The following is a 14,303-nucleotide window of genomic DNA, read 5'->3' as shown; positions in this document are numbered from 1 at the left end:
ATTATAATTTATATTTTCTTATATTAGGATGGTGGGGAAGGACATTGAGACGTTTTCATTATAGCTGGGTCATATTAATCATTACATTTTTCTCGATCATTGTAGCCGGGATCGTTAGGTCATCATCAGGAGTATTCATCGTACCGTTTGAAAATGAGTTCGAGTGGGACCGGTCCGTCATTTCTTTAGCCTTCGCTATAAGCCTTTTTCTTTATGGATTATCCGGTCCATTCATGGCAGCTCTAATTGAAGTGCTTGGATTAAAGAAAATGATGGTATTAGGCATGTCAACTTTATTGGCAGGGATTTTCCTCACTTTTTTCATGGAGCATGAGTGGCAGCTCATTCTAATTTGGGGAATTATCATTGGATTGGGTTCTGGAGTGTTTTTAACGGTATTGAGCCCATATGTGGCAAATCGTTGGTTCGAGAAGAGGAGGGGGCTGGCGGTCGGGATACTGACGGCAAGTACGGCTACAGGTCAGCTCATTTTACTTCCGGTTTTAGCCATCATCATTGAGAATCACTCGTGGCGATGGGCGATTGGATTAATTTTGGTCCTTAGCTTGATCATGTTGGCAATCATCCTATTATTCATGAAAAATAATCCGAAAGAAGTTGGCACTCTTCCATATGGATTAGAAGAGGAAAGTCAGGAGGCTGTTACAGCCCAAAAGAAGAACCCCATTACCATGGCTTTTCAATCATTAATTGAAGCAGTGAGAGTAAAAGAATTCTGGTTATTGGCAGGAAGCTTTTTTATATGCGGACTTTCAACGAGCGGGTTGATCGGGACCCATTTCATTTCTTACTGCATTAGCTTTGGATTGCCTGTTGTAACGGCAGCATCACTGCTATCTTTCATGGGGATCTTTGATCTGATTGGTACGACTGTATCCGGGTGGCTATCCGATCGGTTTGATAACCGTTGGTTGTTGTTTTGGTATTACGGACTAAGAGGGGCTTCCCTCGTTTTACTTCCTTTTGCGCTAAATGAGGGCTCAATCACCCTATTGATCATCTTCTCTGTATTTTACGGATTGGATTGGATAGCAACTGTGCCTCCAACCATTAGCATTTCAAGGCAAGTTTTTGGTGTGGAGAAAAGCGGGATTGTATACGGTTGGATATTCGCGGCCCATCAGGCGGGTGCAGCTGTGGCGGCGTACGGTGGAGGGCTTACCTTTAAACTATTCAACTCCTATACATGGGCGTTCTTCCTTGCAGGAATCTTTTGCTTATTGGGCAGCTTGTTTGTCATACTAATAAAAAAGCAAAAAGCGGCTTCAGTGGTTAAAGATGATGCCATGAGGGTATAAATGCGGCGTTAATATGGATGAAAGCAGGTGAACCGATGAAAGTTACGATGGCACCGTTGCAGGAAAGTAAACGGATTGTAAGCATCGATGTTTTACGGGGAATAGCCATTTTAGGAATTTTTTTAGTGAATATGCCTTCTTTCCACTCTCCGCTCTTGTATATAGACGGTGCAGAACGCTGGTCTGGAGGGTGGGACAGGGTTTTGTTCAGAGTCAGTGATGTTGTTGCACAAGCCAGTTTTTATCCGTTATTTGCGTTTCTGTTCGGTTTTGGTGCCATCATATTAGCTGTAAGGAGTGAGGAAAAGGGCATTTCATTTCCTTTACTGTTTACGAAAAGGCTAAGTTTTTTACTGGTAATTGGATGCATTCATGCTTTTTTCATCTGGCATGGGGACATCCTTATTAATTATGCTATATTTGGGTTTGCATTCTTGTTGTTTTATAAGATGAAGGGTAGGAATTTAATTCTTCTAGGCTCATTTTGTTATGTCCTGCCTTTTGCAATATTGGGTTCACTATTTCTTATAATGGGCATTTTTGATAGCGAAGGGGTGGCGATAACGACTGATTCGAAGATGATGAAACAGTCGTTGGAAATTTATCAATCTGGTACATTTACGGAAATAATGAATCAAAGAGCGATAGATTGGTATATGGTGAATAATCCCTTTAATGGCATCATCCTTTTTTTATCGATTTTTCCGTTTTTTTTAATTGGGGCTGGCGTTGCAAAGCAAGGATTTCTCCAAAATCCAATTCAGTATAAGCGTCAAATGAAAGCGGTAATGATCGTAAGCTTGCTATTTGGCTTGTCGTTCAAGATTCTTCCATATGTGACAGTCTACCATTTTGGAACCATATTCGTTCAGGATTATTTTGGCGGACCATTACTGACGATGTTTTATATTACGGCCATTACCCTTCTGACTGAAAAGACTGGAGCTTTCGGTCTGTTCCAACCCCTTTCGTGTATTGGAAGGATGTCGATGAGTAATTACTTATTCCAATCCATTATATGTACGTCCATTTTTTACTCATATGGACTTGGATTATATGGATCAGTCTCTTACACGTCAGGGTTTGTATTCCTTATTGCTTTGTTTTGCCTGCAAGTTCTGCTTTCCTTATTGTGGCTGAGCCTATATAAATACGGACCGATTGAATATGTATGGCGTTTTGTTACATATGGTAAAAAGCCAGATATGCGAAGGTGAGGACTAGTTGAGAAGAAATGTAAATGGTGTTCATTAAATTGTTGATTTTACCTTAAGAGGATACACCTTAGTTTTGTTTTTTTGTAAAAGCCTATGATATGATGAGAGGGAAACTGAACGAGGGGGCAAATAAATGACTACACACTTGCATATTACAGTTTGGGTTATCGGAATCATTCTTTTCTTTGTCACATATTCGATGCTTAAAAGTGGAAATCCAAAAGCGAAAATACTACATATGATAACGCGCTTATTCTATCTATTGATTTTCATTACTGGCGGAATGCTGATTACGGATTTTGGTGCTTACGCAGTAAAAATGATTGTTGGTATCATCGTGATTGCCGCGATGGAAATGGTGTTGGTCCGTACGAAAAAAGGAAAAAGCACAAGTGCCATGTGGATATTGTTCATCGTTGCGTTTGTATTCGTCCTTTATTTAGGATTATCCCTGCCACAGGGATTGTACATTTTTAAATAAAGAAATGAAAAGCGGGTAAATGAGGATATCTCATTTACCCGCTTTTTCAATAGGCTATTGTGAATTCACTTTTTCAATGACGATCCTTTTTCCAGTGTTCAGGGTGAATTCAAAACGATCGTGATCCTTTTTTCCATAAGAAAAATGGTGCTGAACGAGACATATTTGGTTCTCGTTATCAAAGGTGAAGAAGTTCACGCCGGACTGATTGGGGACGGCTCTTAAAAAAGTGAGCTGGTTATAGCTATATATACAATCATAAATAGAAAAATCAAGCGAATTCAAGGTCGTTACAAATTGGAAAAAGGAATCGTCGTTCAATTCTTCCAATAATCGTTCAAAAGAGTAGAGCAGTTTTTTGCGGATCCGAATGGGCTCATTTTCCCTTAAGAAGGTGATTTCCCGGTGAAGCAGGATTTTTCCCTCTTCTTCTACTACTCCTTGCTGCCAGCGCCCACCCCTATAAATTTCAATGATGCCATCAACATGGTCTTCAATGGAGCATGCCTCATCGGTTTCATCATCGAAAAAAATCCATTGTTGATTGATATTTTCCACTGTTCCTTCGGTAAAAGCTCTCGTTTGTCTATTCATTAACTTGGTTCGTTGTTGCTGACTCATACATATACCTCCAATAGTGGAATCCTCACCTACTTTTTAGTCAAAATACAATGAAAATATAACTGTATATTTTAAAATATTATGGACAAATAACCATCTTTCCGTCTTTGCATAGGCTATGTTTAACACGGGATTCTTTGCTCAACAATTCATTATCAACGTCGGGCGCTGATGGGCAGGGGTTCTTACGGAATGATACTGATCAATACTTAACTTTTTTTTTGCAATGGTCTTCGAATTAGAAATGAGGGACGGTAAATCTTTTTAAGACAGGGAGCCAATTTTTTTAATAGTCCCGATAGAAAGGATGAAGTGTAAAATGTGTGGGATAACAGGCTGGGTGCATTTTCAAAAAGATTTACGGGCAGAAACGAAAACACTAGAAAACATGACGAAAACGTTGGCAAAGCGGGGTCCAGACGAAGATAATGTTTGGAGCGAAGCCCATGTTGCCTTTGGTCATAAACGGTTAACGGTTGTCGATGCGGAAGGCGGAAAACAGCCGATGACGAAAAATCACAAAAACGGCAGATATACACTTTGTTATAATGGAGAGCTATATAACACCGAGGATATTCGTAAACAGCTATTATTAAAAGGATATTCCTTTAACGGTCATTCTGATACAGAAGTTTTACTAACTTCTTATATAGAATGGAAAGAAAAATGCGTAGACCTGTTAAATGGGATTTTTGCGTTTGCGATTTGGGATGAAAAGGAGCAGAAATTATTCGTTGGAAGGGATCGGATGGGCGTAAAGCCATTCTTTTACGCGGAAAGGGACGGCGGGTTCATTTTTGGATCGGAATTGAAGTCGATTCTAGCCCATCCGGATGTTAAAACGGAGATTGATCGTGAAGGGCTGTCTGAAGTTTTTGGTGTTGGTCCATCCCGAAAGCCTGGTTCAGGTGTATTTCATAATGTCCAGGAATTAAGGCCAGCCCATGCACTTACCTTATCAAGGAAAGGCCTCCGAATCTGGAGATATTGGAATGTAAAAAGTGAAGAACATCATGATACCCTTGATGAAACCGCCGAGAAGGTACGCTTCCTTGTCGAAGATGCAGTGACGCGGCAACTTGTATCAGATGTTCCTCTCTGTACCTTCTTGTCAGGAGGGCTTGACTCAAGCGCGATTACGGCCATTGCTGCAAACGCGTATCAAAAAGAAGGGAAAGGGCGGCTTCATACGTATTCGATTGATTATGAAGACAATGAGCGTTATTTTAAGGCAAATGATTTTCAGCCTAACTCTGATGGGCATTGGATTAAAAAGATGTCGGATACCTTTAACACGGTACACCATTCATCAATTATCACTCAAGAACAATTAACGGATTATTTAACAGAAGCTGTTCTTGTCAGAGACCTCCCCGGCATGGCGGATGTCGACTCTTCATTACTTTGGTTTTGTAAGGAAATCAAGCAGGATTTTGTCGTGGGCCTATCCGGTGAGTGTGCCGACGAAATTTTCGGCGGTTATCCATGGTTTCATCGGGAAGATGATTTGAATCGTGCTGGGTTTCCTTGGATGAGATCGACCCAGGAGCGGGTATCTTTATTGAAATCTGGGTGGCGTGAGAAATTGAAGTTGGAAGAATACGCGCAGGAAGCCTATTTGACAACCCTCGCAGAAACGCCTAAGTTGGAAGGCGAAAACGGTGTAGCAGCTAAACGCCGGGAGCTTTTCTACGTGAATTTATTATGGTTCATGACTACGCTTCTTGACCGGAAGGACCGGATGAGTATGGGGGCCAGTTTAGAGGTCCGTGTGCCATTTGCCGATCATCGCCTTGTGGAATATGCGTGGAACATACCTTGGGAAATGAAAATGGAGGGCAATCGTGAAAAGGGCATACTGAGGAAAGCGTTGGAGGGGTTGTTACCGGATGAGGTATTGTATAGGAAAAAAAGTCCATATCCCAAAACTCATAACCCTATATATACAGACCGTGTGCAGGGATGGTTGAAAGACTTACTGACGGACAAAAATTCGGTCCTGCATGAGTTTTTCGATAAACAGAAGCTAACGGATATTGTTGATTCCAAAGGTGCCGCCTTTAAAGTGCCGTGGTTCGGGCAATTGATGTCGGGTCCTCAGTTACTGGCTAACTTGGCACAAACCCATGTGTGGTTCAAAGAATATGATATCCAGATAATAGATTGAAAAAAACGGGGCAGGATAAAATCTTTGCCCCGTTTTCCTTTTCTCAATGATTGAATGCGATAATTTTATATTGGTAGCCATCCAATTCAAATTGGCCTTCCTGCGTTGTTTCCTTTGTTCTTAAATCCGTCAGTGTACGCCCTTTCAAGTCAAAAGGGAGGGTGAAGGATTGCTTGACATCCGTCGGATTAATCAGGATCACGACAGATCGTTCTCCATTATATTTTTGGTAGGCAACGATACTTTCGTTTCCGGCTGTATCAAGGAATTTGAACTTGCCGTCATTTGCAAGTAATCGTTCTTCTTTTCGTAATGTGATCAATGCTTTAATTTCATTGAAAAGCTCGGTATTTGGTTTTTCTTCAGCCCAGACCATGCATTTTCGGCACCCTGGATCCATGCCTCCGGTCAAGCCGATTTCATCTCCATAGTAAATACAGGGACTGCCATTGAAAGTCAAGAGGATTGCATGGATGAGCTTGGCCCGAGCTAGATCTTCCCCACAATCCGTGAAAATCCGGGGGGTATCATGGCTTCCGAGAAGGTTGAACGTCACGTCAAAAACATTAGTCGGGTAACTTTGGTAAATGGCTGTCATTTCTTCGATAAACGTGCGGGCATTAATGGTTTGTGAAGCGACCAGGCGAAATACTTGGTTGGTAAAAGGATAATTCATGACGGCATCAAACTGATCGCCGCGAAGCCATGTCATAGAATCATGCCAAATTTCACCAAGAATATAAAGATCAGGCTTTAAGTTTTTAACCGTCGTTCTAAATTCACGCCAGAATGGTTGGTCGACTTCATTGGCCACATCCAATCGCCAGGCATCTATATCGAACTCCTTGATCCAATAGGCTGAGACTTCGAGCAGATATTCCTTCACCTCTGGATTTGCTGTATTCAATTTTGGCATCGATTCAAAGAAACCGAATGTTTCATAATTTGGCCTTTCCCCTCCTTTTAGAGGAAAGCTGTGTGGATGGAACCAATCCTTATATTTCGAATTCTCTCCTTTTTCGAGTAAATCCTGAAAAGGGGGGAAATAGAAGCCGCTATGGTTAAATACGGCATCCAGCATGACGCGGATATTCCGTTTATGGCATTCATTTATTAGTGCTTTCAATGTTTCCTTTGACCCGAATTGCGGATCAATTTCCCGATAATCAATCGTATCGTATTTGTGGTTAGAGTAAGCATGGAAGATTGGCGTAAAATAGATCCCGTTAATGCCAAGCCCTTCTAAATAATCTAAATGTTCAATGATTCCTTCGAAGTCCCCGCCAAAAAAATTATCTACGGTCGGTTCTTCACTACCCCAAGGTTTTGTACCTTCTGGATCGTTGTCAGGGTTCCCATTCGCAAATCGTTCGGGAAAAATTTGATACCAAATTGTATCTTTGACCCATTCGGGTGCTCCGAATACTTCGTTTTGATGAAGATAAGGGATGGCGAAATAGCTCCCGGGATCTCTTGGAGGTTCTTTAAAAAAGCCTTTTTCCGTGTAAATGGCACTTTCATTTTCTGAAATGACTTTGAACCCATATCGAATTCTTCGGTAGGGAGGCTTCACATAAATATGCCAATAATCATAATGGATATCACTGCCGGATAAACTCATCGGTTGTTCCTCATACTGCCATTGTCCATTATCTGATATGTATGGATCCCCAAAAATCAATCCGGCTGATGAGATATCTTGTTTTTTCGTGCGAAGTCTGATATGTAGGGTTTCGTTGTTGATGGTATAGGCGTAATTGTCATTAGGTCTATGGTGTATGGATGAAAATTCCATTAAAAACCACTCCAATTCTATAAGTGTATTTTGGGGAAGTGAAATTGAAAAAGGGAACTTCAGGCTGTTTTTTGGGGAGAGTTCTCTATGTAGTTGAAATTAGCCTGGATTAACTGTTTTTTTCAATATGGTTATATACCCAATTCTTATTGAAGGAAGCACCTATTAACTAAAAAATAACAAAAAGTATTCCTCACTACAAGGAAATAAATACGTTGAGGAAAATGTTGTAAAAACCAAAGGCGCTCATATAATGATAACAATAGCTTTGGTATCGCTTTCATGAATGCGGATTTATTTGTTTTCCTGAACTGACAAACAGTATTGAAAACAATTTACTGCTTTTGGACATGATAGAATAAACATTTTAAAAAGGAGAATGAAAGTGAAGAAGCTGATTTTTCATTTGTTCATGTCCATGTTCCTGATTATTATTGTAAGTGCTTGTGGATCCAGTTCGGATTTGGAAAATAAAGTCGTAAAGGAAAATAAGAAAGTCGACAATGAAGCTAGCCATGAAGCGAAGCCGGAAAAATTAATCATTTGGGAGGAAAAAGGTAAAGCAGAGGCCCTTAAACCTGTGATTGAATCATTTGAAAAAAAATATGGAATCAAAGTCGAGTATGAAGAGTTAGAATTAGCTAACGAGATGTATGATCGACTTCGTCGGGATGGACCAATCGGAAACGGAAAGGCCCCGGATGTCGTAACTTTTTCTCATGAAAAAGTTGGGCAAATCGTGAAAGAAGGTCTGATTCAGGAAGTGAAGGTGAATGATGATGTATTAAATGCCTTCAGTGAATCCTCAATCAGGGGGGAAATGTATCAAGATAAGGTATTTGGATTGCCGAAATCCGTAAACACATCCGTTTTTATCTACAATAAAAAGTTAATGGCTAAAGCTCCTGAAACTATGAATGATCTTTATGAAATGGCAAAGAAATTAAGAAAAGGAAAAATGTATGGTTACTATGCCAAATGGAATGATTTTCATGATGCTTATGGAGTCATGGCTGGAATGGGAGGTTATATATTTAGAGATAAGAATGGAAATCTAGACCCTTCGGACATTGGTTTAAATAATGAGAGTGCAATAAAAGGGGCAACGTACATCCAAAAATGGTATCAAGCGGATTTGATTCCAACAGGCGACAAGTCAGCGATCGAAAAGATGTTTAGTCAAGGGAATTTGGCTTCTTTCTTAAGTGACGGTAACTCGTTTTCCGAGAGAACGGATATAGGAATTGCCCCACTGCCTGAATTATCTAATGGTCAGCCGATGAAAACGTTACTGGAAATCAAAGGCTGGCATGTAACAGCGTTCACAAAACACCCATACTGGTCCACCAAGTTAGTGGAATATATGACAAACGACGATCATGCTATGCAGCGCTATGAAAAAACAGGGGAAATCCCTCCAAATAAATCAATCAAACACAATGCAGCCTTCAATGAAAATGAAAATGCACAAGCCCTAAGCATACAATTACAATACGCTGAACCAGTGCCGAATATTCCGGAAATGAATAAAGTATGGGGACCGATGAATTCTGCCATGGATGAGATCTCCACTGAAAAAGCAAACCCGAAAAGGGCATTGGATAAAGCGGTGAAGACGATAAAAAAAGATCTTTAATCGCGTTTTGTTTTTTCCATTTCATTAACCGCCACCGATATCTCCAATTTGTCCCTTTAGTGTAAAGTTTTTTATAATTTGGATTTGACCTTAAGGGGGCAAAAGGCTAATCTTAAAGGCGTAAAGAGATAGCTAGGAGGAGAGCGGATATGAGAAAAAGAGTGTTATCACTCGCTTTAATTCCGTTGCTTCTTTTTTACGCCATTCCAGTAGGAGCAGCTGAAAAAGAACAACGAACTTGGAAGGACGAAATCGTATATTCATTATTGGTCGACCGATTTTTCGATGGCAATATACACAATAATGGAGACGCGGATGTGAATGACCCTTCTGCGTTTAATGGTGGGGATTTTGAAGGTGTCACGAAGAAACTAGATTATTTAAAAGATATGGGTTATACCGCTATCATCCTTTCACCGATTTTTGCAAATGAAGATAATGGCTATCATGGGGATTGGGTGACCGATTTTTATAAGACAGATAAACACTATGGCACGATTAAAGAATTTAAAAAACTCGTGAAAGAGGCACATAATCGCGATATGAAAGTGATCATTGATTTTCAAGCCAATAATGTGGGACCTAATTCATCTTGGCTGAACGATCATGATAAAGAGAATTGGTTCCATGAAGAAAAAAAGATTTCCAAGGACGCTAATCAAAAGGATTTGGAAACAGGCTGGGTCGATGGACTTCCGGATTTGAATCAAGACAATGAGGAAACCCGGGCATATATACTTGATGCTGCCAAATGGTGGATAACTGAAACGAATATTGATGGATACCGTTTAAATAAAGTCCAATACGTAGCAAAAGATTTTTGGAAGGAATTCGTGGATGCAGTCAAATCTGAAAAATCAAATTTTTATACAATAGGCGATGTTCAAGGGGATGCCGAATTGATATCAAGCTACAAGGAGACAGGGATCGGTGCATTTATGGCTTATCCACAAAATGTGGAGTTACGGAAAGCGTTTGCTGCTCCCGATAAAGAATTGAAGCCAGTTTTTAAAGCGTTTACGAAGAGTGAAGATGAATTTGGAGGAAGTACTCCTCAGGCATTGTTCATGGACACTCAAGGTATGCCCCGTTTTACAAAGGATGCAGCCCATCATAATGAAAACCCAGGTTCCAGATGGAAGATGGCGTTGTCATATCTTTATACGATGCCGGGAGTGCCAATCGTATTTTATGGATCGGAAATTGCATTAAATGGCGACATTGCCCCGGATAATCATAAATTGATGAATTTTAAGACAGAACAGGAATTGGTGGAATATATTACAAAGCTCTCAGATCTTAGAGACATGTACCCAGCTTTGACAAAAGGGGATGTGGAGCTTTTATATGAGAAAGGCGGAACTTCGGTATTCAAGCGTGTTTATGGTGATGAAACGATTGTCGTCACGATGAACAATACGACTGAAACCCAAACGATTAATCTTACTGATAAAGAACTTGAAAAGAATAAAGAGTTGAGAGGTATGCTGAATGGAGATCTGGTCCGCAGTAAGGACAACAGCTACTCTATCGTAATCGACAGGGAGACGACAGAAGTCTACACGCTGTCACCTAAGTCGATTATTAATATTCCTTACCTGTTAGTTATAGGATTGGTTCTTCTTATTTTTGGTATATTCATTGCTTTGGTTATTAAGCGTTCCAAACGGAACCAACCAAAATAATCATATACCTCTCGATTGTCGGTAGCCGCCAAACATTGTCCCTAAGGCTTTGTGGAAAACAGGATCGGGAGGTTATAGCATGAATAAGACCTGGTGGAAAGAAGCGGTTTGCTATCAAATATACCCGCGCAGCTTCATGGATAGTAATGGTGATGGAGTTGGGGATATAAAAGGATTGATTTCAAAGCTTGACTATCTGCAGGATTTAGGGATAGACGTTATTTGGATTTGTCCATTTTATAAGTCACCCAATGCTGATAATGGCTATGACATTAGTGATTATCAAGCAGTTTCAGATGAATTCGGTTCGATCGAAGATATTGATCTGTTATTGAAGGATGTTCACGGACGTGGGATGAAGGTGATACTCGATCTTGTTCTGAATCATACAAGTGATGAGCACCCCTGGTTCGTCGAGTCACGTTCGTCCCGCGATAATCCGAAACGGGATTGGTATATATGGAGGGATGGGCAGGACGGTCGTGAGCCTAATAATTGGGAAAGTATCTTTTCCGGAAGTGCCTGGAAATTCGATGAAAGGACCAATCAATCCTATTTACATTTATTTGCCGAAAAGCAGCCAGACTTAAACTGGAAAAATACTGATGTGCGACAGGCATTATATGAAATGGTCAATTGGTGGCTCGATAAGGGAATCGATGGCTTCCGGATTGATGCGATCACGCATATTCATAAGCGTGAAGGCCTGCCGGATATGCCCAATCCTTATTGGCATCAGTATGTACCTGCGTTTGAAATGCACACCAATCAGGATGGGATTCTGGATTACCTTCAGGAATTAAAAGAAGAGACTTTCTCTAAGTATGATATCATGACGGTCGGTGAGGCCAATGGCGTCCGGATTGAGCAGGCGGAAGAATGGGTCGGGGAAACGAATGGGAAGTTCAATATGATATTTCAATTTGAACATCTTGGGCTTTGGAATAGGGGACAGAATCACGATGTTGATGTTCAGGGGTTAAAGCGCACAATGACCAAATGGCAAAAGGGACTGAAAAACAAAGGGTGGAATGCTTTGTTTTTTGAAAATCATGACCAGCCGAGAAGTGTATCCACCTGGGGAAATGATCATCAATATTGGTTGGAAAGCGCAAAAATGATTGGGGCTTTATATTTTTTCATGCAAGGGACACCTTTTATTTATCAAGGTCAGGAAATAGGTATGACGAATGTCCAATTTGATTCAATTGATGATTATGATGATGTTGGAATGAAAAACTTTTACCGGATTGAGACTTCCAAAGGTCGTCCACATGATGAGATTATGCACATAATATGGCATAGCGGCCGTGATAATTCACGAACACCCATGCAATGGAATGAAAAGGAAAATAGTGGATTCACAAACGGAACGCCTTGGATGAAGGTTAATTCCAATTACCGGGCCATTAATGTTGAACAGCAGAAGAATGACCCGTCATCCATTTATCATTTTTATAAAAAGATGATTGAACTTCGAAAAAAACATCAGGTCCTTGTATATGGGGAATATGAATTATTATGGGAAGATCACCCTGAACTTTATATTTATACAAGAAATATGAATGAAAATTCAGTGATGGTAGTGTGTAACTTTAGTGTGAATCACCACCAAATCGACCTTTCCTATTGGGGGGGAATGGAACTTTTGCTAGCGAATTATAAGGAGTGTCCTGAGGGCTCCCTTATTGATTTACGTCCATATGAAACGAGGATTTATCGTTATTGATCTGTAAACCACTTCTATGGATTTGATTGGAAATTAGCGAAAAACCTATGTAGTTAGTCGTCTGACTTCTTTATTCCCAATAGACCTTCCGTTTTTTTAGAAGCTGATCCAACATCAGCTTCTTTTTGATTTTAAAAAAAAGAGACAAAAAAACGGAAAAGTATGTATTTTCTGAAAAATTCAACAAACATTAAAAAAAGTATGGATATAACTATTGAACTGAGTGTATTATGAATACGTACAAATGTATAAATATAAAATTTATTAGAGAAGTGTTTATTGGTATTCACTTTATTATGAATGAAGTCAATAAAGGCTAAAGAAGGGAGAGGGGAAGTGCATGGCCATCACGATAAAAGATGTGGCACAGCTGGCGAAAGTTGCTCCTTCGACAGTTTCTCGAGTGATTGCAAATAATCCTCGGATAAGTGAAAAAACAAAGGTACGAGTGCGTAAGGCTATGGAAAAATTAGGTTACCACCCGAATTTCATCGCACGCAGTCTTGCTAATCAGTCAACAAGGATCATTGGCTTGGTTCTTCCAAGTTCGTCAAATGATTATTATCAAAATCCTTTTTTTCCTACAATTCTCCAAGGTCTTAGTGAAGGGGCTCAGGAAAACCACTATTCACTATTGCTGGGCACGGGAAAAACAGAAGATGAAATCTACGAAGGGGTCGTCAATATGGTGCAGGGGGGGATGGTTGATGGCATAATCCTGATGTATTCAAGGATGAACGATCAAATTCTTACCTATTTGAGAGCAAGGGATTTTCCTTTTGTCATCATTGGAAAACCCTATGATTTTATCGAGGAGATAACATATGTCGATAATGATAATGTTCTGGCAGCCGAACAAGCAACGGATTACCTCATTCAGCTAGGGCACGAAAGGATTGGATTCATCGGCGGCGATGTAACCCTTGTTATGACACTTGATCGCTTATTAGGATTCGAACGTGCATTAAAAAGGGTAGGAATCGCTCCTAGAAGTGAATACATCTTGCACGAAGACCTTCTGCATGAAGGCGGACAAGCAGCTGCGAAAAGATTACTAACCATCGATGAACCACCAACCGCATTGGTGGTCAGTGATGATCTTATGGCTCTTGGCATCGTGCATTCTCTTCGCGAAATGGGTGTACGCACTCCCGAAGAAATGTCCATCGTCAGCTTCAATAATGTTCTTTTCTCTGAACTATCATTACCTGCCCTGACTTCAGTTGATATTAATATCTTCGATTTAGGATATCAGGCCGCTAAGGGAATCATTCAGATGCTGCAAACTGGGGATACTCCTTCTGGGTCAATCATTCCGCATCATTTCGTGGAAAGACATTCTTGCAGATCCATCAAGCAAGGGTCGATGGCCATGTCTTATTAATCGAAAGGGCATTGCATGAAAAGTAATGATTTTTTGCTGGAATTGTAGTCTGAATCTTTTAAATGAGAATCATTCGTTCGAGGCCTGCACCCCTTACCATACTTCTTATTATATTTCCGTGTTAACCGTCAATAGAAAAAGAAAAGCAGTGGATTTCAATATTCGAAATCCACTGCTTTTTTCGTGCGCCCGGCATGGGTGCAATCTATAGGGTGTGAGTCCCGAACCATGAAGGCAGTAGTAATGGTTAGCTTAATGCAAGGGTGTCC

Annotated in this window: 10 protein-coding genes; 8 read left to right on the top strand and 2 right to left on the bottom strand. The window is 40.4% G+C overall.

All coding sequences use genetic code 11. From position 1 onward, the window contains the following. Positions 1-44 precede the first annotated feature (44 nt). The 3 genes from ACFWE9_RS21830 (at position 45) to ACFWE9_RS21820 (ending at position 3,017) form a co-directional block, all read left to right on the top strand. On the top strand, positions 45-1,319 hold the full coding sequence (locus tag ACFWE9_RS21830; protein WP_377358761.1) for an MFS transporter: 1,275 nt from the start codon (positions 45-47) through the stop codon (positions 1,317-1,319). A gap of 35 nt (positions 1,320-1,354) precedes the next feature. Further along, positions 1,355-2,536, top strand: a complete 1,182-nt coding sequence (locus ACFWE9_RS21825; protein ID WP_377358759.1) for a DUF418 domain-containing protein — start codon at positions 1,355-1,357, stop codon at positions 2,534-2,536. Between the two features lie 133 nt (positions 2,537-2,669). Next, positions 2,670-3,017 carry a YisL family protein gene (locus tag ACFWE9_RS21820; protein WP_230158681.1) on the top strand — a complete coding sequence of 116 codons (348 nt, stop codon included), beginning with the start codon at positions 2,670-2,672 and terminating at the stop codon, positions 3,015-3,017. 54 nt (positions 3,018-3,071) lie between these two features. Here the strand turns inward: ACFWE9_RS21820 and ACFWE9_RS21815 are convergent, their stop codons facing one another. Further along, positions 3,072-3,638: a DUF2777 domain-containing protein gene (locus ACFWE9_RS21815; RefSeq protein WP_230158683.1), complete on the bottom strand. Its 567-nt coding sequence runs from the start codon at positions 3,636-3,638 to the stop codon at positions 3,072-3,074. A 319-nt stretch (positions 3,639-3,957) separates the two neighbouring features. Between ACFWE9_RS21815 and asnB the strand changes: the two genes are divergently transcribed. After that, the gene (asnB, locus tag ACFWE9_RS21810; RefSeq protein WP_230158685.1) at positions 3,958-5,805 is read left to right on the top strand and encodes an asparagine synthase (glutamine-hydrolyzing); all 1,848 of its coding nucleotides are present in this window, start codon (positions 3,958-3,960) and stop codon (positions 5,803-5,805) included. A 43-nt stretch (positions 5,806-5,848) separates the two neighbouring features. Here asnB and ACFWE9_RS21805 read toward each other — a convergent pair whose 3' ends face one another. Beyond that, positions 5,849-7,600: a glycoside hydrolase family 13 protein gene (locus ACFWE9_RS21805; RefSeq protein ID WP_377358756.1), complete on the bottom strand. Its 1,752-nt coding sequence runs from the start codon at positions 7,598-7,600 to the stop codon at positions 5,849-5,851. 379 nt (positions 7,601-7,979) lie between these two features. Between ACFWE9_RS21805 and ACFWE9_RS21800 the strand changes: the two genes are divergently transcribed. The 4 genes from ACFWE9_RS21800 (at position 7,980) to ACFWE9_RS21785 (ending at position 14,034) form a co-directional block, all read left to right on the top strand. Then, positions 7,980-9,236, top strand: a complete 1,257-nt coding sequence (locus tag ACFWE9_RS21800; protein WP_377358754.1) for an extracellular solute-binding protein — start codon at positions 7,980-7,982, stop codon at positions 9,234-9,236. 149 nt (positions 9,237-9,385) lie between these two features. Further along, complete coding sequence (locus ACFWE9_RS21795; protein WP_377358752.1) at positions 9,386-10,921, top strand: alpha-amylase family glycosyl hydrolase; 1,536 nt, start codon at positions 9,386-9,388, stop codon at positions 10,919-10,921. Between the two features lie 79 nt (positions 10,922-11,000). Next, entirely contained in the window at positions 11,001-12,650 is a 1,650-nt protein-coding gene (locus ACFWE9_RS21790) for a glycoside hydrolase family 13 protein (RefSeq protein WP_230158693.1), read from the top strand. Between the two features lie 340 nt (positions 12,651-12,990). Next, positions 12,991-14,034, top strand: a complete 1,044-nt coding sequence (locus tag ACFWE9_RS21785) for a LacI family DNA-binding transcriptional regulator (RefSeq protein WP_230158695.1) — start codon at positions 12,991-12,993, stop codon at positions 14,032-14,034. Positions 14,035-14,303 lie beyond the last annotated feature (269 nt).

The organism is Peribacillus sp. NPDC060253 (assembly GCF_042727425.1).
Lineage (GTDB): Bacteria > Bacillota > Bacilli > Bacillales > DSM-1321 > Peribacillus.
Note: the sequence above shows the minus strand (reverse complement) of the source record. Positions and strands in the feature narration are given on the sequence as shown.